This window comes from Phaeobacter sp. CAU 1743 (genome assembly GCF_039839315.1).
Taxonomy (GTDB): Bacteria; Pseudomonadota; Alphaproteobacteria; order Rhodobacterales; family Rhodobacteraceae; genus Phycobacter; species Phycobacter gallaeciensis_A.
The window spans coordinates 1-25,439 of record NZ_JBDOQR010000039.1 but is presented as its reverse complement, the minus strand read 5'-3'; the positions used below and the strand labels follow the sequence as shown (position 1 = coordinate 25,439).

The following is a 25,439-nucleotide window of genomic DNA, read 5'->3' as shown; positions in this document are numbered from 1 at the left end:
GACATTAGATGCTGGTTTGAAACCTCACTTTGACCGGGATCAAATCAAAGGCCCGCAAGCAACATTTCTGCTGCGCTTTAAACAGAGGTGCATCAGATCCAACAGGAAACCGCCCCGCTGCGTGGTGCAGGGGGCGGCCTTATCAAACAGTAATTGAGGTGCTTACCTCTGTGCGGCTTGCCAGCCCGGATGGAACCAGGGTTCGGCATTTGAAGACGGCAGGCGGCGCCCCAGAATGTGATCTGCGGCCTTTTCTCCGGTCATGATCGACGGGCCGTTGAGGTTGCCATTGGTAATGCGCGGGAAGATCGAGCTGTCCGCCACCCGCAGGCCATCGACGCCGATGACGCGGCATTCGGGATCCACAACCGCCATCGGATCATCCTCTGCTCCCATCTTGCAAGTGCCACAGGGGTGATAGGCGCTTTCGGCATGCTCGCGGATGAAACTGTCGATCTCATCGTCGCTCTGCAGTTCATTGCCGGGCTGGATCTCATGCTTGACGAAGGGTTTGAAGGCATCCTGCGAAAAGATCTCCCGTGTCAGGCGGATGCATTTGCGGAAATCCTCCCAATCCTGCTCGGTGCTCATGTAGTTGAACAGGATCTTCGGCGCCGCCTTGGGATCGGAAGAACGCAGGCTGACATTCCCGCGCGAGGGTGATCGCATGGGGCCGACATGGGCCTGGAACCCGTGCCCTTCGGCGGCGGCCTGACCGTCATAGCGCACCGCCATCGGCAGGAAGTGGTACTGGATATCCGGATATTCAACCCCCTTGTCCGAGCGGATGAAGGCCGCGCTTTCGAATTGGTTGGAGGCGCCAAGACCTGTCTTGGTGAACAGCCACTGCGCCCCGACCAAACCTTTGCCCAGAAGGTTCCAGTATTTGTAAAGGGTAATCGGCTGGCTGCAGGCCATCTGCATGTAGACCTCAAGGTGGTCCTGAAGGTTCTGCCCCACGCCCGGACGATCCGCCACTACGTCAATCCCGTGTTCGGCCAGATGGGCCGCCGGTCCGATGCCGGACAGCATCAGCAGTTTCGGCGAGTTTAGCGAGGACGCCGAGACGATCACTTCGCGGTTTGCCCGGATCACCTCGACCTTGCCGCCGCGCTCCACCTCGACCCCGGTGGCACGCCCCTCTTCGATCACGATGCGGCGCGCCAGGGCGCGGATGACATCGCAGGTGTCGCGCTTCAGGGCCGGCCTAAGATAGGCATTGGCCGCCGACCACCGCCGTCCCTTCCAGACAGTCATCTCCATCGGGCCAAAGCCTTCCTGCTGCTGGCCGTTATAGTCTCCGGTTACCGGATAACCGGCCTGGCGCCCGGCCTCGACAAAGGCATCGTGCAGGGGATTGTCGCGCGGGCCGCGGCTGATGTGCAACGGACCATCGGTGCCGCGCCAGTCAGGATCGCCGCCGTGGCCCCCATCGTGCCAGGTTTCCATCCGTTTGAAATAGGGCAGCACATCCGCATAGGACCAACCCCGGGCGCCGCTTTCGGCCCAGTGGTTGTAGTCGCCGGCATGGCCGCGCACATAAACCATCCCGTTGATCGAGGAAGAGCCCCCAATCACCTTGCCACGCGGGCAGACCAATTCGCGTCCGCCCAGATGCTGTTCCGGTTCGGATTTATAGCCCCAGTCATAAAGCGACATGTTCATCGGATAGGACAGCGCCGCAGGCATCTGGATAAAGGGGCCCATATCGGTGCCCCCGTGCTCGATCACCAACACCCGGTGCCCGGCCTCGCTCAGCCGGTAGGCCAGCGCACAACCAGCAGATCCGGCGCCCACAATCACATAATCAGCGTTCATCGCATTTCTCCGTCACCGGTCAACGACCCGTCCAAACCTGGCCTGCCCCCTGCCCCGATTGCCCTTCCGGGCGACGGGGCGGGTGGGTGGGCGTTGACCGGAAGGGCAATCAGAAGGCCGCTTCGACATCGCCCATGCGCACATAGACGGATTTGACCTGGCTGAAGTGTTTGATGGCTTCCTTGGAATTCTCGCGCCCCACACCGCTGGCCTTGACCCCTCCAAAGGGCGCCTCGACCGGCGCGTCGTTGTAGGAGTTGATAAAGCAGCTGCCCGCCTCCAGCGCCCCGATCACCCGGTGAGCCCGAGTGAAGTCACGAGTAAAGACACCTGCGGAGAGGCCGAATTCCGTGGCATTGGCGCGTTCGATCACCTCTTCCTCGGTTTCGAAATCCAGAACCGACATCACCGGACCAAAGATCTCCTCGCGCGCGATCACCATATCGTCCGTCACATCGGCAAAGACGGTCGGCGCAATGAAATAGCCGGGTCGGTCCACACGTTCGCCGCCGCAGATCAGGCGCGCGCCCTCGGCCTTACCCTTTTCGATATAACCCAGAACGATCTCCATCTGCCGTTCTGACACCATGGGGCCAAAGTTGACCGCCTCGTCCTGCGGATCTCCCAGAACCGCGCCTTTGGTCCGCTCGGCCAACCGCGCGAGGAATTTCTCCTTGATGCCCTTTTGCACAAAGACCCGGGTGCCGTTCGAGCAGACCTGCCCGGAAGAATAGAAGTTGCCGTTGATCGCACCGCCAACCGCGTTTTCAATATCGGCATCGTCGAAAATGACCAGAGGTGACTTGCCGCCCAGCTCCATTGTGACGTGCTTCATGTCGGCCGCAGCGGCAGCGTAGACCTTTTTGCCAGTCGGTACCGATCCGGTCAGCGACACCTTGTCGACGCGCGGGTCGGCAACCAAGGCTCCGCCAACTTCGCCCATGCCCTGAACCACGTTGAACACCCCTGCAGGTAGGCCTGCCTCGTGCAGGATCTCGGCAACCTTCAGGGCGCAAAGCGTCGTTGTCTCGGAAGGTTTGAACACCATGGCATTGCCACAGGCCAGCGCCGGCGCCGCCTTCCAGCAGGCGATCTGCGTGGGATAATTCCAGGCGCCGATCCCGACGCACAGCCCCAGGGGTTCGCGCACGGTATAAACCCAGTCTTCGCCCAGCGGGATATGCTCGCCAGTGAGGCTGGCGGCCAGACCGCCGAAATACTCCAGCGCATCGGCGCCAGAGGTCGCATCCGCCACCAGCGTTTCCTGCAAGGGCTTGCCGGTGTCATAGGTTTCCAGCACCGACAGCTCGTGATTGCGTTCGCGCATGATGTCGGCGGCGCGGCGCAGGATACGGCCGCGCTCGGCACCCGTCATCTTCGCCCAGGCCTTTTGCGCCGCCTGGGCCGAAGCGAGCGCCTCTTCGACGATCTCGGGCGTCGCGGCATGCACGGTGGCGATCTCTTCGCCGGTGGCCGCATAGATCACCGGAATGGCGGTCCCAGCGGTGTTTTCGACATAGGCGCCATTGATGAAATGGCTGGCCTTGGGGGCTGCGGGATGGGTCATGATAGTGGCCTGTCCAGTCTTGAAATTGGGTTATTCGCCGCGCGGGAAGCGGGCGTTTTCCTCAACCACATTGAGATCCATGTGGTTGCGCATGTAACGTTCCGAAGCCTTTTGCAGCGGCTGGTAGTCCCAGGGGTAATAGCCGCCCTGGCGCAGCGCTTCGTAGACGATCCAGCGGCGCGCCTGGCTGGCGCGCACCTCGGCGTCGAACTGTTCCAGGTTCCAGCGCGCTTCGGATTTTGCACGCAGGGTTTGCAGGGTGCCCGCATGGTCGGGGTGATCCGCCAGATTGGTCAGTTCCTTCGGGTCGGCCTCCAGATCAAACAGCTGATCAGGGTCGAGCGCGCAGCGGTTGTACTTCCACTTGCCATAGCGCAGCGACACCAGCGGCGCATAGGACGCCTCGGCTGCGTATTCGATGGTCACCGGTGCGCTGCGTTCTTCGCCCTTGGCCAGCGGCACAAGGTTCTCGCCGTCGGTCCAGGGGGCGATCTCCTCCATCGACACCCCAGCCAGAACACCCAGCGTCGGGGTGACATCCAACGTCGACACCGGCGCATCGATACGCCCGGCGGGCAGATCCGGGGCGGAGATCATCAGCGGCACGCGCGAAGAGCCTTCGAAGAAGCTCATCTTGAACCAAAGTCCGCGCTCGCCCAGCATGTCGCCGTGATCGGAAACGAACAGGATGATCGCCTCCTGGCGGGTGGTTTCCAGCACCTCAAGGATCTCACCGATCTTGTCATCCAGATATGAGATATTGGCGAAATAGGCACGGCGCGAGCGGCGGATGTCTTCTTCGGTGATGTCGAAGCTGCGCCAGTCGTTGGCGTCAAAGATGCGCTTGGAATGGGCGTCGTGGTCCTCATACTTCATCGCCGGGACCTCGGGCAGCAGATGCTCGCAATCCTCATAAAGGTCCCAGTATTTCTTGCGCGCGACATAGGGGTCGTGCGGATGGGTAAAGGACACGGTCATCGCCCAGGGCCGGTCATCCTTGCCCCGCGCCAGATCGTAAAGCTTGGCCTTGGCGTGATAGGCGACTTCGTCGTCGTATTCCATCTGGTTGGAGATTTCCGCGACGCCTGCCCCAGTCACCGAACCCATATTGTGATACCACCAGTCGATCCTCTCACCCGGCTTGCGGTAATCCGGCGTCCAGCCGAAATCGGCCGGGTAGATATCCGTGGTCAGGCGCTCCTCGAACCCGTGCAGCTGGTCAGGGCCGACAAAATGCATCTTTCCGCTGAGGCAGGTGTAATAGCCCGCACGGCGCAGGTGGTGCGCGTAGGTCGGGATATCGCTGCGGAATTCGGCGGCGTTGTCATAAACGCCAGTGCGCGAGGGCAATTGCCCGGACATAAAGCTGGCCCGCCCCGGAGCACAAAGCGGCGAAGCGGTATAGGCATTGGCAAAACGCGTCGAGCGCGCCGCCAGTTTCTTCAGGTTGGGCGCATGCAGCCAGTCCACCGGACCATCCGGAAACAACGTCCCGTTCAACTGGTCCACCATCAGGATCAGAATATTGGGTGCAGTCATGCGCCTCTCCTGTTTCATTTTGTGCTGAGCTCCGGCCAATCCGGAAAACGGCAGCTGTTGCTGCGGGTCCTGCCACGCGCGATCTGCACGGCACCCCGGTTCTGTTCTGCCCTACCACGACTTGCCGGTAAGCCAAACATTTTTTTGTACCGCCATACAAGTTATTGAAGCTACATAACATCGCTTGTATCCGGCGCGCATGTAACGCAAAACTGCGGTATGGGACGAAAACGCATCCGAGATATCCGCAACGAAGAGCTGATCGAAGCCACCATCGTTGCCGTGCACAAGCGCGGTTATGGTGTTGTGACCATGGCCGAAATCGCCGCTGAAGCCGGAGCCTCGGCGGCGTCGATCAACTATTACTTCGGCTCCAAGGAAGGGCTGATGGAAGCCACGATGCGGCATCTGTTGCGCAAGCTGCGGACCGCCATGGTCGAAGGCTACGCCACCGCGCGCACGCCGAAAGAACGGCTATACGCGGTGATGGATGCGAACTTTTCCGACAATCTGTTCACCGTGACGCAATGCAGCCTGTGGATGCAGTTCTGGGCCAATGCGCCCTACTCGCCGCGCCTGTCGCGGCTGCACCGCATCAATAGGACCCGGGTGCGCAGCCATTTTCTGGCCGAACTTCGGCATCTTCTGCCCGAGGCAGAGATTGAAACCGCGCGGCAGGCCCTGCAGTGCTATATGGACGGTGTCTGGCTGCAGACCGCGCAGTCCGAAGGTCCGGTCGATCCCGAAGCCGCACGGCGCGCGGCACACCGAGTCGTGGACCTGGCCCTGTCGTAAGACCGGCCAAACTGCCTACAGGCAGGACCTTCAGACCTTGGTCGCAGGCACCGGCGGTGTGATGGCGCGACGCTTCAGAACCGCCTCGCGCCAGGTGATGAAACTGATTGCTCCAAGGATCAGCGCGCCGCCCGAGACCACCCAGATGTCGATCGCCTCGTCAAACACCAGCGCGCCCAGAAGCGTCGCCCAGATCAGCTGCAGGAAGGTCACCGGCTGCGTCACCGCAACCGGCGCCGCCGAGAAGGCAAGCGTCATCGTGTAGTGCCCCGCCGTGGCGAAACAGGCCACCGCAAAGAGAATGCCAAGCTCGGCCAGCGTCGGCGTCACCCAGACCGCCGCCGCAAAGGGCGCCAGCCCCGCCGTCACCCACAGCGACAGCATCGCCACCACCACAACCGGATTGGTGCCGTCCACGGTGAATTTGGCCAAGAGGTAAGAGCCGCCAAAAACCACCGCTGCCGCCAGCATCGCGATATGCCCGGGGGAGATTTCCCGAAACCCCGGCCGCAGGATGATCAGCGCACCAATCAAAGCCGCGATGATCGCCGCGATCCGGCGCAGGGCCAGTTTTTCCCCCAGAAACACAGCCGCCCCGATGGTGACATAGACCGGCGCCAGGTAATTCATCGCCGTGACCTCGGCCAGCGGGATCTGTGTCATGGAAAAAAACCACAGCATCACCCCAAGCGTATGCAGAACGCCGCGTCCAGCAAACAGTCCCCACAGCTTGGGCGTCAGCTTGGCCTGACGCAGCGCGCCAATCATCGGGATCAGGAACACCAGCCCCAGAAGGTATCTGAGGAAGGCGGATTCGGCAGGGGGGATCCGACCGCCCAGGTATTTGACCAATGCGGTAACCGCGACAAAGTTCAGCCCGGTCACCAGCATCCAGAAAATGCCCATCACGGGATTGGTGTCCCGGTCTTTTGTCTGCTGCGCATCACTCATGACGCCAGACAGAACACCCAAACGGCAAAGGGTACAACCCTGAACATGGCAATTATTTTCGGCATCCACCCTTGCCCGCGAAGCGCTCTGCCTCGCCCAGCACTTGCCCTCCCTCAGATCAACAGGAGGTTCGCTGCAATGGCCCACATTGTCAGCCCGACAACTGCCTCAAGCACCTGCCAGGACCGGGGCTTGGCAAACACAGGCGCCAGCAGACCCGCGCCATATCCAAGGGAAAAGAAAAACGTGAAACTTGCCAAAACGGCCCCAAGGCCAAAGATCAGCGGCGCCGGATCCTGCGCCGAGATCGTGCCCAAGAGAACCACCGTATCGAGATAGACATGCGGGTTGAGCCAGGTCAGCGCCAGCACCGTCGCCAGAACCGGCAGCAGCGGCGCGCTTTGATTGCCTTGCCCCGCCGCCTCCAGCACGGCGCCGCCGCGCCAGGCCGCCAGCAGACTGCGCGCGCCATACCAGATCAGGAAAGCGGCCCCGCCAAAGCGCATGATGGTCTCGATCCCCGGCAGCGCCTGCGTCAGCGATCCAAACCCCAGAACCCCGGCATAGATCAGAACCGCGTCCGAACCTGCACAGGTCAGGCAAATCCAGAACACATGCTGCCGCCGCAACCCTTGCCGCAGCACAAATGCGTTCTGCGCCCCGATCGCGAGGATCAGGCTAAAGCCAAGGGCAAATCCGGAAACAAGGCTGGCTGACATGCGGGGCGTCTTTCTTCTGGAACTCTTCGCGCTTTGACTATGCGCCGCAGCCCGGATAATCCAATTAATTATGATAACCCAGATTAAGCACAGCTAATGCAACTCGACCCCAATCACCTTTCCGCGCTCCGGGCCGTTTTACACCATGGCTCGTTCGAGGCAGCGGCCCATACCCTTGGGGTGACGCCCTCGGCCATTTCACAGCGGATCAAGGCGCTGGAGGACCGTACCGGCATCGCACTGGTCCTGCGCGGCGCGCCCTGCACCGGCACGGCGGCGGGGCTGAGGATTGCCAAACATGCCGAGGATATCGGCCTTCTTGAGGCGCAGCTGGCGCGGGAGCTGGCGCTGGAAAACGGCACGGCCCCGGTACGGCTGCGCATCGCGGTCAATGCCGACAGCCTTGCCAGCTGGTTCATCGACGCGATGGCCGGAACTGACGGCGTGCTGTTCGATCTCCTGGTGGACGATCAGGATCACAGCGCCGACTGGCTGAAGCGCGGCGAGGTCTCAGCCGCGGTCACCGCCAGCACCCGGCCCGTGCCCGGGTTCGATGCCTACCCGCTCGGCACGCTGGACTATGCGGCAACCGCCAGCCCGGACTTCATGGCGCGCTGGTTTCCAGACGGCGTCACGCCAGAGGCCGCTGCCGATGCGCCCTGCATGATCTTTAACGCAAAGGACAGGCTGCAGCAGCAGTGGCTGGAGCGGAACGTGGCGCCCCGGCTGTCGCCACCCGCGCATTACCTGCCCTCCACCCAGGCTTTCATCGAAGCCGCAGCGGCCGGTCTCGGCTGGGGCATGAACCCGCTTTCCATCATCGGGGAAGAGCTGCACAGCGGGCGTCTGGTGCCACTCATTCCCGACACAATCCTGCCGGTTCCGCTCACGTGGCAGGTGGCGCGGGTGATGGCGCCTGCCCTTGCAGAGGTCACCCGGTCTGTGCAGACATCAGCGCGACGGCATTTGACCCAAGACCGTTGAGACCAATCGGAAAGACCCCTCATGTTTTCACAAGACTCTCTCAGCTATGATCCGCTGCCATTGCCCGACCGGGCCGCGTACACGGATGCGCAGATGCAGGAAAAGGCGACTGAGTTTCTCGCCCATATGCAGCGGCGCCACACGGTGCGCGATTTCACAGATCAGCCAGTGCCCCGACAGGTGATCGAGGACTGCATCCGGGCGGCGGGCACCGCACCATCGGGCGCCAACCACCAGCCCTGGTTCTTTGCGGCCGTTTCGAACCCAGAACTGAAGGCCCGGATCCGCGCCGAGGCTGAGGAAGAAGAACGCAAGTTCTATGCAGGCGGCGCTGGCGATGAATGGATCAAGGCGCTTGAGCCGATCGGCACGAATGAAGACAAACCGCATCTGACCATCGCGCCCTGGCTGATCGTGGTCTTCGCCCAGCGCTGGGGCGAGTTTGCGGACGGCACCCGTTACAAGAACTACTACGTACCCGAAAGCGTGAACATTGCCACCGGCGTTTTGCTGACGGCGCTGCATACCGCTGGTCTGGTCAGCCTGACCCACACGCCGAACCCGATGAAGTTCCTCAATGGCGCCCTGGGTCGCCCGGCCTCGGAAAAGCCTACGATGATCATCGCTGTAGGCCATCCGGCAGAAAATGCTATGGTTCCCTCAGTCGCCAAGTTCAAAAAACCTCTGGAGGAGATTTGCCAGGTCTTCGAATGACAGAAAGCCCGGCGTGACACCCGGGCCAGCCTCTCTGCGCCGCAGCCTTGGCCTGCACCTGGTGTTGCCACGGGCCGGGGTTCTGCTGGTCTGGCTGGCCCTCAATCATTTCTTCTGGCTGCCCGTATTCCTGGCTTGGGGGTTGATCGCGGCAGATGGGCTGCTGCTGGCCTGGCAAAGCCGCGATTTGCTGCGCAGCACGGACGGGCACATCCGCAGCACCGGATCGATGGCGCCAGTCTGGGGCAGCTATCTGGTTCTATTGTTTGCAGGATTTGCGACACTAACGCAGTGGTGGGGCGCCTTGCTGACCGCCGGACAGGTGGAGACCCTGCCCTATGCCAAGCAGCAGGAACAGGCGCGCCAGCAGCTCTATAGTCTGACCCTATCCGATGATGGCCGCACGCTGATCTTTACAGGCGAGATCACCCACGGGCTGACCCGGCGCATAGCAGCAACGCTGGACGCGGCGCCAGAGGTCCGCTCCCTGCATCTGACCGGCCCCGGCGGGCTGATCTACGAGGCGCGCGGCGTGGCCAAGCTGATCCGGCCCCATGGCCTTGATACCGAGGCTGCCGACCTCTGTGCCTCTGCCTGCACAGTGATCTTTGCCGCCGGGCAGGAGCGCCTCCTCGCCCCCAAGGGACAGCTCGGATTTCACGGCTATGCACTGATGTTCGAAGGCGGGCTGCCGCAACTGGACCTGAAGAAAGAGCAGGAGAAGGACCTGTCCTTTTTCCTGCAGCAGGGCATCAGCGAAGGGTTTGTGCAGAGGGTCTTTGAGGTGGCTAACTCAGACCTTTGGATACCGGAGCACGCGGAACTGCGCGCGGCGGGCGTGATCACCGCCGGGGCCGACTGAAAAGCTCAAAACGCCACAATTGCGGTGCCTTTTACGGTGCTGACACGTTACAGACCAGTTTTTCTTGCGCGATGCATTCCCCGTGCCTAGCCTGAAATCGTTCAAATTCAGGATATGTTATGCGCTTTGTCACTGCCGGTTTATGCCTCGCCTTCTCTGCCGCTCCTGCCTTTGCAGGCCTTGAAATCTGCAACGATGCCGGGCGCAGCCTCAGCGTGGCGATCGGATACGCCGATGGCGATACCTGGGTATCCAAGGGCTGGTGGAACATCGATGCGGGCGATTGCAAGACGCCGCTCGGCGGGGATCTGAAGAATCGCTACTATTACTACCGTGCCAATTCTTCGGGTTCGGCCTTTGCCAGCGGTGATTTCACCTTCTGCACCACCTCACAGGCCTTCACAATATCGGGAGATTCCGAGTGTGCTGCACGGGGATATGAGAGCACTGGCTTCCGCAAACTGGACACCGGCAAGACCGCGAAACAGTTCACCCTGACGCTGGTGGACAATTCCACCAGCAAGAGCGAAACCACACCGAAGCCCGCCCCTCCGCCACCTGCACCTGCTCCAGCCACAGGCCCCGCCCCGGCCGGCACCTATGGCGAACCCTATTCCAACATGGCCAACCTGCAGGACTGCACCTATGAGGGTGCCCGCACCTGCAGCTTTCACGCCGACGGCACCAAGTTCTACGTCTCCGATGACGGGCGCACGCCACAGTTCGTCTTTGCCATCATGGAGAAACTGGACCCCGGCACGCCCATCGAGGTTCAGGGCGATCTGGAAGCCATTTACGACCGCAGCGCGGATGTTGTGCTGCGCGATATCACCATTCGTCCCTGGACCAACGCGGATTCGATCCTGAACCGGATGCAAGGCAGTTGGTACTCGGTCGATGATCCCAATTCCCAGTTTAACATTCTGGGGTCTGAGCGCGACAACACATATGACGGTGCAATCACCGGACGCGACTATATTTCCGTGTCAGACTGGTGTGACAGTTTTCAGGGCGCAGGCCCTTACCTTTATGCGCGCGAGGAAGAGACCGGCGAGAGCTACTGCTATGCCATCGACAGCATGTCCGATTTCGAAATGACCCTGATGTATCTGCCCGGCGGTAATTTCCTCAGCTACCGCAAGCTGGACTGACCTTTCGGCCCACGGGAACCCAACCGCAAAAGGCCCGCCAAATTGGCGGGCCTTTGTCTTGTACTGCGAAGGTTCTATAGCCGCGTTAGAGCTGCGCCATGACCTCGTCCGAGGCTTCGAAGTTGGTGGTGACGCGCTGCACATCGTCGTCATCTTCAAGCGCATCGACCAGCTTCATCAGCTTCTGCATGCCTTCCAGGTCCAGCTCGGTGGTGGTGGTCGGCTTCCAGATCAGCTTGGTCGATTCAGACTCGCCCAGCTCCGCTTCGAGCGCGTTGGAGACATCGTTGAGATCGGTGTCGGCGCAGTAGATGATATGACCATCTTCCGAGCTTTCGACATCCTCGGCGCCCGCTTCGATGGCGGCCATCATCACGGTGTCCGCATCGCCAACCGAAGCCGGATAGGTCACCTCACCTTTGCGGTCGAACATGAAGCCGACCGAGCCGGTCTCGCCAAGGTTGCCGCCGTTCTTGGTAAAGGTCGAGCGCACCGTCGAAGCGGTCCGGTTCTTGTTGTCGGTCATCGCCTCGACGATCACCGCCACGCCGTTCGGCCCGTAGCCTTCATAGCGGATCTCGTCATAGTTTTCCGCATCGCCGCCGATCGCCTTTTTGATCGCGCGTTCGATCACGTCCTTGGGGACCGATTGGCTCTTGGCTTCCTTCACCGCAAGACGCAGGCGCGGGTTCTTTTCAGGATCCGGGTCGCCCATCTTCGCGGCCACGGTGATTTCCTTGGCCAGCTTGGAAAAAAGCTTTGAACGCGCGGCGTCCTGACGACCCTTGCGGTGCTGAATATTCGCCCATTTTGAGTGGCCTGCCATGCGCCAGCCTCCATTTCTACCGATTGATCTTGTCGGAGCGTTTGATACAGCCCTGCATCGCGGGCCGCAAGAGATTGGTGCCACAGCCACCTCAGCAGCACGCCTCAAAGCTTCAGGCACACAAATCCGCCCCGGTTTCAGGCCAGTGCTGGCATCGGCTGCAGCTTTGCGCGACACTGCCCCCATTACCGGAATGACTGTCCCGGCGTTTGCAGGGCTTCATGCCGGATTTAACCAGGGACAGGCAGCAATGACATTTGACCAAGGCATTCTTTTCACCATCTTCGCAGCGGTCTTCGGGATGCTGCTCTGGGGGCGCTACCGCTATGATCTGGTGGCCTTTTCAGCGCTGATGGTGGCGGTGGTGATCGGCGTCGTCCCGGCCAAGGATGCCTTTGCCGGTTTCGGCCATCCCGCGACGCTGGTGGTGGCGCTGGTGCTGATCGTTTCTGCCGGGTTGGTGCGGTCTGGCGCGGTGTTCCTGATCACCCGCACGCTGTTCGACAGCAGCCGCGCCCTGGGCCTGCATATCAGCTTGATGGGAGGGATCGGCGCGGTCCTGTCGGCCTTCATGAACAATGTTGCTGCGCTCGCCCTGTTGATGCCGGTGGATATCCAGACCGCGCGCAAGGCGGGCCGCGCGCCGGGGCTGAGCCTGATGCCGCTGAGTTTTGCAACGATCCTTGGCGGTATGGTCACGCTGATCGGCACCCCGCCCAACATCATCATCGCCTCGATCCGCCAAGACACCCTTGGTGAGCCCTTCCACATGTTCGACTTCGCCCCGGTCGGCCTTGTTGCCTCGGTTGCCGGTCTCGCCTTCGTGGCCCTGATCGGCTGGCGCCTTATCCCGCAGCGCGAGAACGCCGCCGGCGCGTCAGAGGCGCAGATTGCCGATTACATCGCCGAATTGACAGTGCCCGACGAGTCCCCCCTGATCGATAGGCGCCTGGGAGAGCTGGACAGCGAGGCCGAAAAGGCGGACGTGGCGATTCTGGGCCTGATCCGGGACGGCAAACGGCTTTATGGTCGTGCCGCCGCATACAGCCTGCGGGCCGCCGACACGCTGGTGATCGAGGCCACGCCCGAAGCGCTGGACGAGTTCCGCACAGCGCTGTCGCTTGATTTTGCCGATGCCGCACGGCAGGAAAAGCTGACCGCCGCGGGCGAAGGGCTGGAACTGGTCGAGGTGGTGGTGCCGGAAACCGCGCGCGTCAACGGGCGCAGCGCCCAGGCCGTAGGCCTTGCCTGGCGGCAAAGCACGGTCCTGTTGGGCATTTCCCGGCAAGGGCGGCGCCTGACCAGCCATATCCGCCAGACCACCATCGAGCCGGGCGATATCCTGTTGCTGCTCTGCCCACGCGACCGCAGCGCCGATGTGACCGAATGGCTTGGCTGCCTGCCACTGGCCCAACGGGGCCTATCCGTCACCGCCAATGATAAAACATGGATGGCCATCGGCCTGTTTGCCGCGGCTGTAGCGGCGGCCTCGGTTGGCCTTGTCTACCTGCCAGTGGCGCTCGGGTTGGTGGCGATTGCCTATGTGCTGACCAAGATCCTGCCGGTGGCGGAGATCTATGATCACGTCGAATGGCCTGTGGTCGTTCTTCTGGGCTCGATGATCCCACTCGGCGCCGCACTCGACAGTTCCGGCGGTACCCAGCTGATCGCCAACGGCCTGATCGGCCTGACCGAGGGCCTGCCTGCCTGGGCGATCCTGACCGTACTGATGGTGGTCACAATGACGCTGTCAGATGTGCTGAACAACACGGCCACGGCCATTGTTGCGGCCCCGGTGGGTATCCAGATGGCAACGGCGCTGAATGTCTCCCCAGACCCCTTCCTGATGGCGGTCGCAGTGGCGGCCTCTGCGGCGTTTCTGACTCCCATCGGCCACAAGAACAACACGCTGGTGCTTGGTCCCGGTGGCTATCATTTCGGCGATTACTGGCGCATGGGCCTGCCGCTGGAAATCCTAGTGATCGCGGTTTCGATCCCGGCCATCCTGTTCTTCTGGCCGATGTAATCGCGCCTCAAAGAGGCCAGAACAGCGGGATAAGGGCCGAGGCCAGCAGGCCGATGCTGAGGTTCAGCGGAATGCCGACGCGCAGGAAGTCGGTGAACTTGTAGCCGCCGGGACCATAGACCAGCATATTGGTCTGATAGCCGATGGGCGTCGCAAAGGACGCCGAGGCTGCCACCATCACCGCAACAACCAGCGGACGCGGATCCAGCCCCATCGCCTGGGCAAGCCCGATTGCGATGGGGGTCACCACGACCGCCACCGCATTGTTCGACACCAGCTCGGTCAGCACCGACGTCAGCAGATAGACCGCCCAGACCAGCAGGAAGGGCGGCAGGCCGGACAGGCCCGGTGCGATGGCATTGACGATCAGCGCAACCGCGCCCGAGCTTTCCAGCGCAGCGCCAATCGCCAGCATCGAGAAAATCAGCGCCAATAGCCGCCCGTCGACAAAGGAAAACGCCTCATCCGCGTCGATGCAGCGGCTGACCAGCACCAGCGCAACCGCGACAACCGACAGCAGCAGGATCGGCGCAACGCCCAGCGCGGCCAGCAGCACGATCCCCAGGAGCGCAGCAATCGCAAGGGGTGCGTGGCTGCGGCGATAGGCCCGCTGCGTCGGCTGAGAGACATCGGCCATATCGGTGTCTGCCGCCAGACGCTGAATATCCGCTGGGGCGCCTTCCAGCAGCAGGGTATCTCCGACCCGTACCACCAGATCGTCGAGCTGCACACCGATGTTCTGATTGCGCCGGTGCACCGCCAGCACATAAACACCGTAGCGGCGACGCAGGCGCATGGCACCCAGCGAGCGCCCGACCAAACGGCAACCGGGGGTGATCAGAACCTCGACAGTCTTGGTCTCCACCGCTGACACCTGATCGACGCGCTTCAGCTCTTTATTGCTTTGCAGGCTCAGAAGTTCGGTCATCTGTGTGCGCAGCACCACCCGATCCCCGACCTGCAGTTCGACACCCTTGAGGTTCCGCCGCAGCGAGACATCGCCGCGGATGACGTCGATCAGGCGTACGCCCGGACGCTTGAACAGCTGAACGCCGGAAACCTCACGGCCGATCAGGTTGCTTTCGGGGGGAATGACAGCCTCGGTAAAGAATTTCATCTTCGAACGGTCGCTCAGCAGGTTGGCCAGGTTATCCCGGTCCGGCAGCAGTCGCGGCGCGATGAAGCGCAAGTAGACCATGCCCCAGATCACAAGAATGACCCCTAGCGGCGTGACTTCGAAAATGCTGAAAGCCGCCAAACCCTGTGCCCGGGCCACACCATCCACCAAGAGGTTGGTCGAGGTACCGATCAGCGTCAGCGTGCCACCCAGGATCGCCGCATAGCTGAGCGGGATCAGCATCTTGGAGGCCGAGACATCCAGCGTGCGGGAGATCTGGATGAACACCGGGATCATAACCACCACGACCGGCGTGTTGGAGACGATAGCAGAGGCGCCCACGACGAAGGCCATCAACATGGCAACGGCCAGCTTGGGGCTGACCTCGGCCTGTTTGCGGGCAATCGCGGTAAAGGCATCCAGCGCCCCGGTGCGCACCAAGGCCCCCATGATGATGAACATCGCCGCAATCGTCCACGGCGCCGGGTTGGAAAGCACCGGCAGCGCCGCATCATAAGGCAGAACGCCGGTGATCAGCATCAGAGACACCCCAGCGAGGGCCACCACCTCGGTCGGGTAGGTTTCCTTCAGAAAGGCCAGAAACATCAGTGCGACGATCAGAAGGGTGATCAGGGCGCTGCCGTTCTGAGCGACTTGAAAGACATGCATGTGCGGCAAATATCCCACCTGGTTTGCGATGCTGCGGTCCCGCCCATTATGCCAGACCGGCACAGAGTGTCCCCGATCCTAAATTGCGGGGCAAGCACTTCTGCACCCCGGCCACAAGCATTTGGCATCTCACGATGGTTTCAATGCACATTTGGTGGCCGGAGCGACAGGTCAGTGGATCAGACCGGCGCCGCGCCTTGCAGCAGACCACCGTCCCGGACCATGTGAATTTCCTTGGCCGCGCCGGTGCGGTCGTCTGTTACGATAAAGACACCCGACAGGGTCGCCTCCCCTTCCGCCGGGGTGAAGCGGCTTTTGGGCATGCCAGTCAGGAACCGGCGCATCGGTTCGGCCTTATCCATGCCGATGACGGAATTGTAGTCGCCGCACATACCCGCGTCGGTCAGATAACCGGTGCCTTCGGACAGGAGCTGCGCATCAGCGGTGGGGACATGAGTGTGGGTGCCGACCACCAGCGAGGCCCGGCCATTGCAGAAATGCCCCATCGCCATCTTTTCCGAGGTCGCCTCGCAATGCATGTCGACGATCACCGCCTGCGCCAGCCCGCCGCGCGGGTGCGCCTTCAGCACGCCTTCGACAGCGCCAAAGGGATCGTCATAGGCCCGTTTCATGAACACCTGACCCAGCGCCTGCGTTACCAGCACCTTGCGCCCGCCGGGCGCGTCGAACAGGCGGTGCCCCCGCCCCGGTGCGCCTTTTGCAAAATTCAGTGGCCGGATGATGCGCGGTTCCTTTTCGATGAACTGCATCATGTCCTTTTGATCAAAGGCATGATCGCCAAGGGTCAGACAATCGGCCCCGGCATCAAGCAGAAGCTTGGCGTGATCGCCGCTGAGCCCCATGCCATTCGACGCGTTCTCGCCGTTGACCACAACAAAATCCAGCCGCCACTCCTTGCGCAGTCGCGGCAGGTTTTCGGTGATGGCACGGCGCCCCGCGCGGCCCATCACATCGCCTAGAAACAGAATTCTCATGGCTCAGTCCTAGGCGGCGCTGCGGCAGGGAACAAGCCCTCTGGACGTTTATTGCGCTGTTTTTCGCGCCAAACCCCACTGAAACAACGCAGCCTAAGCCCCCTCCTTATCGGGAAAACTGGAGGATACGGCTTTCGGTCACGATCATGTCAAGCGGCTGATCGGTCGGCTCCAGCGGCAGATCTTCCGCCTCCTGCGCATCAAAGGCAAAGCCGATGGCCAGCGTCGCCCGCTTGCTGCGCAAGAGCTCCAGCGTGCGATCGTAAAAGCCGCCGCCATAGCCAAGCCGCCCGCCGGACCGATCAAAGGCCACCAGCGGCACGATCAGGATTTCGGGTTCAAAGAAGTCATCCACCGCAGGCACCATCGCGCCGAATGGTCCTTCACGCAGCGGCGCATCGGGTTGCCAGCGGCTGAACCGCAAGGGCAGACCTGCACCTTCGATCACCGGTACGCCGACCACACCATGAGCCGCGGCTTCGGCCATGGCAGGCAGCGGATCGATTTCGGTGCGGATCGGCATGTATCCGGACAATGGAACACCGCGATACCCGGCCAGCACCTCGGACAGATGTCCGGCCGCGCCGGGTTTGCCCATATCAAAGGCCTCTTTACGCCGGGCAAAGGCCGCCTTGCGCGCTTGTGCCTTGATCGCTGCCAGATCCGCCATTGCTCCCTCCTTTGCCGGGATTGAATGCCTAGAGAAGAACCAGCCCGGCCAGACCGAGGAAGGCAAAGAATCCAACGATATCGGTCACCGTCGTCACAAAAGCCCCCGAGGCAAGTGCCGGGTCCACATTCATTTTTTCCAGCATAACCGGCACCACGGTCCCGGCGAGGCCTGCCACGACCAGATTGATGACCATCGCGACGCCAATCACCGCGCCAAGCTGCGGCGAGCCGAACCACAACAGCCCGACACAGCCCATCACAACGGCAAAGATCAGACCGTTGACCAGCCCCACCAGAACCTCACGCCGGATCACCCGCCAGACGTTTGATCCTGTCAGGTCGCGTGTGGCCAGCGCACGCACCGCCACCGTCAGCGATTGGGTGCCGGCATTGCCGCCCATCGAGGCCACGATGGGCATAAGCACGGCGAGGGCCACGAACCGGGCGATGGTATCTTCGAACATTGAAATCACCATCGACGCCAGCACCGCTGTTACGAGGTTGACCGCCAGCCAGGGGAACCGCCGCTTGGTGGTGTCAATCACCCGGTCCGACAGGCTGCCTTCGCCGACACCGGCCAGGCGAAGGATGTCTTCTTCGTGCTCTTCATCCAGAACCGCCATGGCATCGTCGATGGTGATGACACCCACAAGACGCCCCTCGTCATCGACCACCGGGGCCGAAATCAGGTGATACTGGTTAAAGGCATAGGCCACGTCTTCCTCGTCCTGATCGGCGGGAATGACCTGGAAGGTTTCTTCCCTGAGATCGGTAAGCGGTACCTCGCGTCGGGCCGACATGATCCGGCCAAGGGTGACATTGCCCACCGGATGCAGGCGCGGACTGACCATGACCACGTGATAGAACTGCGCTGGAAGGTCCGACCTTTCGCGCATGAAATCAATCGCCTGCCCAACCGTCCAGTGTTCCGGCGCCATCACCACTTCGCGCTGCATCAGGCGGCCGGCGGAGTTTTCCGGGTAGCTCAGCGATTGTTCGATGGCGACCCGGTCGGAGTCCTCCAGCGCGTCGAGAATGGCTTCCTGCTGCGGCTCCTCAAGGTCCTCCAGCAGGTCGACCACATCGTCGCTGTCCAGATCCCGGACTGCTTCAGCCAAAACCTGCGGGTTGAGGATCGCGATCACTTCCTCGCGGATCGCCTCGTCCAGTTCTGACAGGATTTCGCCGTCGAATTCGCGGTCATAAAGCCGGATCAGCCGGGCCCGATCATAGGCGTTCACCTGCTCCAGAAGGTCGGCGATGTCAGCCGCGTGCAGCGGCTCCATCAGGTTCGCCAGCTCGGCCTTGTCGTTGGTATCCACAGCATAAAGGATCTGCGCCACGCGGCGGCGATCCAGCATATAGGCGTCGTCCTGGCCCTTGTCGGTCCCGATGGTCTCGTCGCCTGTGCTCATACGCTGCCCCTTCCGATGCTTGTCCCATGAATAGAAGAAGCTGCTACCGGAAAACAATGACAATGACACAATTTACCGCCGCGCGCGCCGCGCGTATCCTGCACGCGGTGAATTCGCACGAAAGGACAGCACATCATGAGCAACGCCCACATCCTGCGGGGACAGGTCCTGTCCTTTCAAGGCTCCCCCTTTGCCACCGAGGCACCGCAGGAAGCGGCAAGGCTGCGCGAGGCAGTGGCCGTGCAGGATGGGAAGATTGCCGCCGTCGGCAGCTTTGACGATCTGCGCCAGAGGTTTCCCGCAGCCGCGTTGCATGATCACGGGGAGAAGCTGATTCTTGCCGGCTTCGTCGATGCGCATGTGCACTATCCACAGACCGCCATCATTGCCAGCTGGGGCAAGCGGCTGATCGACTGGCTGAACAGCTATACTTTCCCCGAGGAGATGCGCTTTGGTGATCGTGCCTATGCCGATGAGATCTCAGCCCGCTATCTGGACCTAACCGCTGCCCATGGCACCACCACGGTCTGCAGCTATTGCACCATTCATCCCGAAAGCGTCGATGCCTTCTTCACGGCGGCGCAGGCGCGCGGGCAACGGGTTGTGGCGGGTAAAACCTGTATGGACCGCAACGCCCCAGAAGGGCTGCAGGATACGGTTCAGTCTGCCTATGACGACAGTGCCGCGCTGATCGCGCGCTGGCACGGGGTCGACCGGCTGGATTATGCGATCACGCCGCGGTTCTCCCCCACCTCTACCCCTGAACAACTGGAGGCCATCGGCGCCCTCTGGGCCGCCAACCCCAGCTGCCTGATGCAAACCCACCTCAGCGAACAGACGGATGAGATCGCCTGGGTCAAGGATCTGTTCCCGGATGCCCGCGATTATCTGGACACCTACGAGGCCTTTGGCCTGTTGGGCGCGCGTGGCCTTTATGGGCATGCCATCCATCTGGAACCGCGCGAACGTGACCGGCTGCGCGAACATGGCGCCGCGCTGGTGCATTGCCCCACCTCGAACACCTTCATTGGGTCCGGGCTGTTCGATATGGCCGGGCTGATGGCCGAAGGGCAGCGAATCGGCCTTGCCACCGACACCGGCGGCGGATCCAGCTTTTCCATGCTGCGCACCATGGCGGCAGCCTATGAGATCGGCCAGCTGCGCGGCACGCCCCTGCACGCAGCCCAGCTGTTGTGGCTGGCAACGCAAGGCTCGGCCACGGCGCTGCGGCTTGAAGACAAGATTGGCAATGTCGCCCCGGGCATGGAGGCCGATCTTGTGGTGCTCGATCTCGCCTCCACCCCCGCCATCGCCCAGCGCGCCGCCCGCGCCGATGACATCTGGGAGGCCGCCTTTGCCACCATCATGATGGGTGATGACCGGGCTGTGTCCGAAGTGTGGATCGGCGGGCGGCAGGTCTGACGACCCGCCCCGCCTGAAGCCCTTCGTTACGCCTTCTCGGCCAAGGCGCGGGCCAGCTGACCATGGCGTTCGATCAGCCGTGGCAGATCAAGGCTGGTGACCTCGCCTGCAGAGATGATCTGACGCCCTTCCACGAACAGATGCTTGACCTGTGTCGGCCCGGCCAGCAGCAAGGCCGCCGGGTCCCAGCTGCCGCTGGAAGCAACACCGGTCACATCCCAGACTGCCACGTCGGCGCATTTGCCGGGGCTGAGCCGACCGCAATCGGGACGACCCAGAATATCAGCGCCGCCACGGGTGGCGATTTCCAGCGCCTCATAGGCGCTCATGGCGTCAGCGCCCTGCGCAACCCTCTGTAGCAGCATGGCCTGCCTCGCCTCGCCGATCAAGTTGGCGATATCGTTGCTGGCCGAGCCATCAACGCCCAGCCCCACCGGCACCCCGGCATCGCGCATCGCCCGCACCGGGGCAATGCCGCTGCCAAGGCGGCAATTGGAACAGGGGCAATGCGCCACGCCGGTCCGGGTGCGCGCAAACAGATCGATCTCCTGCGCGTCCAGCTTGACGCAATGGGCGTGCCAGACGTCATCGCCGGTCCAGCCCAGTTCCTCGGCATATTGCCCGGGGCGGCAGCCGAACTGCGCTTCGGAATAGGCGATATCCTCATCGTTTTCGGCCAGATGGGTATGCAGCATCACGCCCTTGTCACGCGCCAGCAGCGCCGCATCCCGCATCAACTCGCGGCTGACGGAAAACGGCGAACAGGGCGCAAGCCCCACCCGGCACATGGAGCCCTCAGAGGCATCGTGAAAGCCATCAACCACGCGGATCATATCTTCAAGAATGGCCGTCTCTTGCTCGACCAAGCTATCCGGCGGCAATCCCCCGTCGCTTTCCCCGATGCTCATGGCGCCGCGTGTGGGGTGAAACCGCAAACCGACCTCTCGGGCGGCATGGATGGTATCCTCCAGCCGCGCGCCGTTGGGATAAAGGTACAGATGATCAGAGCTGAGCGTACAGCCGGAGAGAGCCAGTTCCACCAGCCCCAGCTGGGCAGAGACGAACATCTCCTCCGGGCCAAAGCGCGCCCAGATCGGATAGAGCCGTTGCAACCAGCCAAACAGCAGCGCGTCCTGCGCCCCGGGCACTGCGCGCGTGAGGTTCTGATAAAGATGGTGGTGCGTATTGACGAGGCCCGGCGTCACCACGCAGCCCCGGCCAGAGACGATCTGCCCTGTCGTGCGCAGCCCCTGCCCCACCTCGGCAATCTGACCGCCCCGGATCAGAACATCTGCATCGTGCAATACGCGGCCCGCATCATCCATGGTGATGACGGTGGTCGCATTTTGAATCAGGATTTCCTGCATCGGTTCACACTCCTTTGTCACCCGTTTCGGTTTTGGAAGTGTGAACTGGCCCGACAGAATACGGGTAAAGGACTCGGGCCGTGGCTGTGCTATACAGCACTGCCATGGCCGCGCTCAAGCCCCGGACGGGACCTGATCAGCTGTTTTTCAAAAGGGCCAGCGCCGCCGCGTGCAACTCGGCATTGGCGGCGGCCAGCACCCGACCGCCTTCATGAGCCGGGCCGCCCTCCCAATCAGTTACGACACCGCCTGCAGCCTGGATCACTGCGATCGGAGCTTGCACGTCATAGGCGTTGAGGCCTGCCTCGATCACCAGATCGATCTGCCCCGCCGCCAGCAGTGCATAGGCGTAGCAATCCATGCCATAGCGCGTCAGCCGGACCTTTCCGGAGACACGTTCGAACCCGGCACGTTCTTCAGGGGTGCCGACTTCGGGAAAGGTGGTGAAAAGGATCGCCTGATCCAGCGCCGTGCCGTTGCGGGTCGCCAGATCGCGTGCTCCCTGTGGCCCGGTCATCTGCGCCAGCCCGGCCGCGCCGATAAAGCGTTCGCCGGTGTAGGGCTGATCGATCACGCCCAGCACTGGGCCGTCTGCCTCGGACATGGCGATCAGCACCCCCCAGGTCGGCGTGCCGCTTATGAAACCGCGGGTGCCATCGATAGGATCCAGAACCCAGGTCCGGCCAGAGCTGCCTTCGACGGGAGCGAATTCCTCGCCCAGAATACCATCATCAGGGCGCAGCTGCGCCAGCACCGCCCGCATCGCGAGTTCCGCCTCGCGATCAGCGACGGTGACCGGATCGAACCCGTCCTCCAGCTTGTTGTCCGCTCCAAGAGTGGCGCTGCGAAAATACGGCAGGATCGCTGCGCCGGCCGCATCGGCCATCTTCTGCGCAACGTCCAAATCGGAATCAGGATTCTGTGTCATGCGATGGCGGTGCCATCTGGCCGCACGCTATTCAAGAAAAAAGACCCCGAAGGGTCTTTTCACTTTCAGGCTGCGTCGCTGAGCACACGGGCCAGCTCGAACAATCGCCTGCGCTGGTTCTCGGGGATCGCGTAATAGGAACGCACCAGATCCAGGGCCTCTTTATCGCCCATCAGATCCTCAGGCACCGACGCCTTGTCCGCCTTGTCGGCAGGGGCCTTATCCTCTTCCTGTAGACCATCAAAGAAGAAACTGACCGGGACGTCCATCGCGTCAGAAATATCCCAAAGGCGGGAGGCGCTGACCCGGTTGGCACCGGTTTCATATTTCTGAATTTGCTGGAACTTGATGCCGACTTTCTCGGCCAGTTGCTGCTGTGTCATACCAATTAGCCAGCGACGGTGACGGATCCGTTTGCCGACATGCACATCTACAGGATGAGCCATGTGCTATCTCCTAGTTATACCAAAGTGGTTCGCGCCCAAGTAGCCGCGATGATTGCTAAATCCGTCAGGATATCAACACTGGCCCGCGTTACCGGACCTTCTAAAACCGCGACAGAGGCTCAACCCCTCAGCTGAGCTTACGACCTCCACGGTTGAATTCAAGTGCGACAAAGGTCAGTCGCGGTTGAAGATATCCAAATACATGATTTCATGCATCATTTTGTCATGCTAATGCGACCAACAACATGTGAAATAATGCCTCCCCATAAATAGCGAGGTGAATTTGCGCCGTCTGTTGTCAAACAGTCACGCAACGAATCACCTTTCGCGCGGCAAAAACCAAGAGGACATCATGCAGGCTTATCAGGTCACCGCCTTCGACGCCGCCCCGGAACTGATCGAAATTGCCTGCCCGGCTCCGGCTGCAGGCCAGATCGCTGTCAGGATCGCCGCCTGCGGGCTGAATTTCGCGGATCTGCTGATGCAGAAAGGCACTTATCAGGACACCCCCACCCTGCCCTTCGTACCGGGCTTGGAGGTCTCTGGCACGGTAACCGCACTGGGAGAAACGGTAACAGAGTTCAAGATCGGTGACCGGGTTGCAGTCTTCTGCGGTCAAGGTGGCTTGGCTGAAGAAGGTGTGTTTGACGCCAGCCGCGCGGTCCGCATTCCGGACAGCATGAGTTTTGAACACGCCGCCGCGCTGCAGATCGCCTATGGCACCAGCCTGGTGGCGCTGGATCACTGCGCCCGGTTGCAACCGGGCGAAACCCTGCTTGTCACCGGCGCTGCCGGAGGCGTTGGGCTGACCGCAGTGGAGATTGGCAAGCTGATGGGCGCCCGCGTTATTGCTCATGCGCGCGGCGCCGACAAACTGGAGGTGGCCCGGGCCGCTGGAGCGGATCACGTGATCGACGACAGCGAGGATCTGCGCAGCATCGTAAAGGACCTGGGCGGCGCCGATGTTGTCTATGATGCGGTCGGGGGCCCGGTGTGGAAAGCTGCCTTTAGGGCGACCAATCCCTGCGGGCGGCTGCTACCGATCGGGTTTGCCAGCGGCGAAGTGCCCCAGATCCCGGCCAATCATCTTCTGGTCAAGAACCTGACCGTGATCGGCTTTTATATCGGCGGCTACATGAAAGCCCGGCCAGAGGTCATTCAGCAGGCCTTTGCAACTCTGTTCGACTGGCACGCGGCAGGCCGGATCAAACCGCATATCAGCCACGTCCTGCCACTGTCGCAGGTCGCGGAAGGAATGGAGCTGCTGCGCAGCCGGGCCTCGACCGGGAAGGTCGTTATTACCCCGTGACAGGTAAATAGAACCGGGAAATCGCCATCGCACGGTTATAGGGCCATGGCGATCACATCCCTTTTCGAGAGCCGTTTATTCCCTCGGCCCCTTTGATCAGCCCGCTGCGCGCAACTGCGCCGGACGCAGAGCGGCAAATCCCTGCCGAATGATATTGGCAAGATCGCCAACATACTCGGCCCGCACCCGATCCGCGCCATAGAGGTTGATCTGTTGCACCGGCAAGGCAGGCAGCACGCCACCGTGTTCTATGACCTCCTGATGAGCGGGTTGGGTACCTTCCAGCAGAACGCCAATGGCAAGGTCAGCACTTACCGTGGCCTCAACCGTGCGGTCGGATTCGCTGTCCACCGCCATATCCCACTCGATCCCAACCTCATCCAGTGCCGCGGTTGCAGAGGCCCGGAAAATACAGTTGCGGCAAAAACCAAGACGCAGCGGCTGCTGCCGCCAGGCCGAGCCGTTCACCGCCCCGATCCAGCGCAGCGGCATTTCGTGGATGGGCTCGCCGCCCTCGCCCGCAGTTCCCTCGGTTGTCAGGATCAGGTCATAGGCCCCCTTGGCGAAGCCGGCCTTCAGATCGCGGGTATTCGAGGTCACCAGATTGACGCTGACGCGGGGAAAGCTGGTGTTGAACCGCTGTAGTACGCGCGGGATGACCGGATAGACCACGTCATGCGGCACCCCCAGAACAACCTCACCTTCAAAAGCCTGATCGGTCAGCCGGGTGATCACCTCGTCATTGAGCGCGACCATGCGGCGAGCATAACCGAGCAGCTGTTCCCCCGATGGGGTCAGGGCAATGGAGCGCCCCGACCGGTCCAGCAGTTCAAGCCCCAGCAACTCCTCCAGCCGTTTCAACTGCATCGAAACCGCCGATTGAGTGAGATGCAAAAAACCTGCTGCGCGTGTCACGCCACCGTTGTCTGCCACTGCCACAAATGAGCGCAGCGTCGTCAGGTCCAAATTTCTAATCATCACGACCTCTGATGGAAGATATCAAAAACATTCGTTTCCAATATTAGGGTCTGTGGACATTCATCGTGAGGCGATGATGGCAGCCGCGAGATGCCAATTGGCGGCGTAGCTGGACGTTGTCTTTTCGTAGCGGGTCGCTATGGCTCTGAATTCCTTGATCTTTGCGAAG

22 protein-coding genes and 1 pseudogene are annotated in these 25,439 nt (G+C 61.8%); 8 read left to right on the top strand and 15 right to left on the bottom strand.

Annotated features, from left to right (window positions below; translation table 11 throughout):
- Nucleotides 1-162: 162 nt before the first annotated feature.
- From betA to betC, 3 genes are all read right to left on the bottom strand, one after another.
- A complete protein-coding gene (betA, locus tag AAFO90_RS15270) occupies nt 163-1,818 on the bottom strand; it encodes a choline dehydrogenase (protein ID WP_065270762.1) in 1,656 nt (551 codons plus the stop codon).
- 109 nt (nt 1,819-1,927) lie between these two features.
- On the bottom strand, nt 1,928-3,385 hold the full coding sequence (gene betB, locus AAFO90_RS15265; protein WP_347509910.1) for a betaine-aldehyde dehydrogenase: 1,458 nt from the start codon (nt 3,383-3,385) through the stop codon (nt 1,928-1,930).
- 30 nt (nt 3,386-3,415) lie between these two features.
- Nucleotides 3,416-4,924 carry a choline-sulfatase gene (betC, locus tag AAFO90_RS15260; RefSeq protein WP_274828357.1) on the bottom strand — a complete coding sequence of 503 codons (1,509 nt, stop codon included), beginning with the start codon at nt 4,922-4,924 and terminating at the stop codon, nt 3,416-3,418.
- 219 nt (nt 4,925-5,143) lie between these two features.
- On the opposite strand from betC, the gene betI reads away from it, so the two are divergent.
- Entirely contained in the window at nt 5,144-5,719 is a 576-nt protein-coding gene (gene betI, locus AAFO90_RS15255; protein WP_065270764.1) for a transcriptional regulator BetI, read from the top strand.
- A 30-nt stretch (nt 5,720-5,749) separates the two neighbouring features.
- On the opposite strand, the gene AAFO90_RS15250 is transcribed toward betI, so the two are convergent.
- A complete protein-coding gene (locus AAFO90_RS15250; protein WP_274828356.1) occupies nt 5,750-6,670 on the bottom strand; it encodes a DMT family transporter in 921 nt (306 codons plus the stop codon).
- A 113-nt stretch (nt 6,671-6,783) separates the two neighbouring features.
- Complete coding sequence (locus AAFO90_RS15245; RefSeq protein WP_347509909.1) at nt 6,784-7,389, bottom strand: LysE/ArgO family amino acid transporter; 606 nt, start codon at nt 7,387-7,389, stop codon at nt 6,784-6,786.
- A gap of 96 nt (nt 7,390-7,485) precedes the next feature.
- Here AAFO90_RS15245 and AAFO90_RS15240 point away from each other — a divergent pair, with 96 nt between their 5' ends.
- The 4 genes from AAFO90_RS15240 (at nt 7,486) to AAFO90_RS15225 (ending at nt 11,100) form a co-directional block, all read left to right on the top strand.
- A complete protein-coding gene (locus AAFO90_RS15240; RefSeq protein ID WP_347509908.1) occupies nt 7,486-8,373 on the top strand; it encodes a LysR family transcriptional regulator ArgP in 888 nt (295 codons plus the stop codon).
- 21 nt (nt 8,374-8,394) lie between these two features.
- Complete coding sequence (locus tag AAFO90_RS15235) at nt 8,395-9,087, top strand: nitroreductase family protein (RefSeq protein ID WP_274832497.1); 693 nt, start codon at nt 8,395-8,397, stop codon at nt 9,085-9,087.
- 13 nt (nt 9,088-9,100) lie between these two features.
- Entirely contained in the window at nt 9,101-9,949 is an 849-nt protein-coding gene (locus AAFO90_RS15230) for a hypothetical protein (RefSeq protein ID WP_347509907.1), read from the top strand.
- A 119-nt stretch (nt 9,950-10,068) separates the two neighbouring features.
- On the top strand, nt 10,069-11,100 hold the full coding sequence (locus AAFO90_RS15225) for a DUF1036 domain-containing protein (RefSeq protein ID WP_065270770.1): 1,032 nt from the start codon (nt 10,069-10,071) through the stop codon (nt 11,098-11,100).
- An 85-nt stretch (nt 11,101-11,185) separates the two neighbouring features.
- Here AAFO90_RS15225 and AAFO90_RS15220 read toward each other — a convergent pair whose 3' ends face one another.
- Nucleotides 11,186-11,926: a YebC/PmpR family DNA-binding transcriptional regulator gene (locus AAFO90_RS15220; protein ID WP_065270771.1), complete on the bottom strand. Its 741-nt coding sequence runs from the start codon at nt 11,924-11,926 to the stop codon at nt 11,186-11,188.
- A 250-nt stretch (nt 11,927-12,176) separates the two neighbouring features.
- Between AAFO90_RS15220 and AAFO90_RS15215 the strand changes: the two genes are divergently transcribed.
- Nucleotides 12,177-13,952 (top strand): SLC13 family permease, encoded by a 1,776-nt coding sequence (locus AAFO90_RS15215; RefSeq protein ID WP_347509906.1) that lies wholly within the window; start codon nt 12,177-12,179, stop codon nt 13,950-13,952.
- A 7-nt stretch (nt 13,953-13,959) separates the two neighbouring features.
- Here AAFO90_RS15215 and AAFO90_RS15210 read toward each other — a convergent pair whose 3' ends face one another.
- The 4 genes from AAFO90_RS15210 to mgtE form a co-directional block, all read right to left on the bottom strand.
- Nucleotides 13,960-15,738 carry an SLC13 family permease gene (locus AAFO90_RS15210; RefSeq protein ID WP_347509905.1) on the bottom strand — a complete coding sequence of 593 codons (1,779 nt, stop codon included), beginning with the start codon at nt 15,736-15,738 and terminating at the stop codon, nt 13,960-13,962.
- Nucleotides 15,739-15,917: 179 nt separating this feature from the next.
- Nucleotides 15,918-16,733, bottom strand: a complete 816-nt coding sequence (locus AAFO90_RS15205) for a TIGR00282 family metallophosphoesterase (protein ID WP_347509904.1) — start codon at nt 16,731-16,733, stop codon at nt 15,918-15,920.
- Nucleotides 16,734-16,839: 106 nt separating this feature from the next.
- The gene (locus AAFO90_RS15200) at nt 16,840-17,403 is read right to left on the bottom strand and encodes a 5-formyltetrahydrofolate cyclo-ligase (RefSeq protein ID WP_347509903.1); all 564 of its coding nucleotides are present in this window, start codon (nt 17,401-17,403) and stop codon (nt 16,840-16,842) included.
- 28 nt (nt 17,404-17,431) lie between these two features.
- Complete coding sequence (gene mgtE / locus AAFO90_RS15195) at nt 17,432-18,820, bottom strand: magnesium transporter (RefSeq protein WP_065270774.1); 1,389 nt, start codon at nt 18,818-18,820, stop codon at nt 17,432-17,434.
- 135 nt (nt 18,821-18,955) lie between these two features.
- Between mgtE and guaD the strand changes: the two genes are divergently transcribed.
- Entirely contained in the window at nt 18,956-20,242 is a 1,287-nt protein-coding gene (guaD, locus tag AAFO90_RS15190) for a guanine deaminase (protein WP_274839544.1), read from the top strand.
- Nucleotides 20,243-20,268: 26 nt separating this feature from the next.
- On the opposite strand, the gene AAFO90_RS15185 is transcribed toward guaD, so the two are convergent.
- The 3 genes from AAFO90_RS15185 to AAFO90_RS15175 all read right to left on the bottom strand — a co-directional run bounded on the left by AAFO90_RS15185 (nt 20,269) and on the right by AAFO90_RS15175 (nt 22,983).
- Entirely contained in the window at nt 20,269-21,609 is a 1,341-nt protein-coding gene (locus AAFO90_RS15185; RefSeq protein ID WP_274835737.1) for an 8-oxoguanine deaminase, read from the bottom strand.
- A 136-nt stretch (nt 21,610-21,745) separates the two neighbouring features.
- Nucleotides 21,746-22,537: a histidinol-phosphatase gene (hisN, locus tag AAFO90_RS15180; RefSeq protein WP_274828344.1), complete on the bottom strand. Its 792-nt coding sequence runs from the start codon at nt 22,535-22,537 to the stop codon at nt 21,746-21,748.
- Nucleotides 22,538-22,602: 65 nt separating this feature from the next.
- Complete coding sequence (locus AAFO90_RS15175) at nt 22,603-22,983, bottom strand: helix-turn-helix transcriptional regulator (protein WP_065270778.1); 381 nt, start codon at nt 22,981-22,983, stop codon at nt 22,603-22,605.
- 352 nt (nt 22,984-23,335) lie between these two features.
- Between AAFO90_RS15175 and AAFO90_RS15170 the strand changes: the two genes are divergently transcribed.
- The gene (locus AAFO90_RS15170; protein ID WP_274832489.1) at nt 23,336-24,292 is read left to right on the top strand and encodes an NADPH:quinone oxidoreductase family protein; all 957 of its coding nucleotides are present in this window, start codon (nt 23,336-23,338) and stop codon (nt 24,290-24,292) included.
- A 96-nt stretch (nt 24,293-24,388) separates the two neighbouring features.
- On the opposite strand, the gene AAFO90_RS15165 is transcribed toward AAFO90_RS15170, so the two are convergent.
- Together AAFO90_RS15165 and AAFO90_RS15160 are read right to left on the bottom strand one after the other, a co-directional pair.
- Nucleotides 24,389-25,270, bottom strand: a complete 882-nt coding sequence (locus AAFO90_RS15165; RefSeq protein ID WP_065270780.1) for a LysR family transcriptional regulator — start codon at nt 25,268-25,270, stop codon at nt 24,389-24,391.
- Nucleotides 25,271-25,330: 60 nt separating this feature from the next.
- Nucleotides 25,331-25,439: pseudogene (locus AAFO90_RS15160) on the bottom strand (IS5/IS1182 family transposase); the annotation flags it as partial.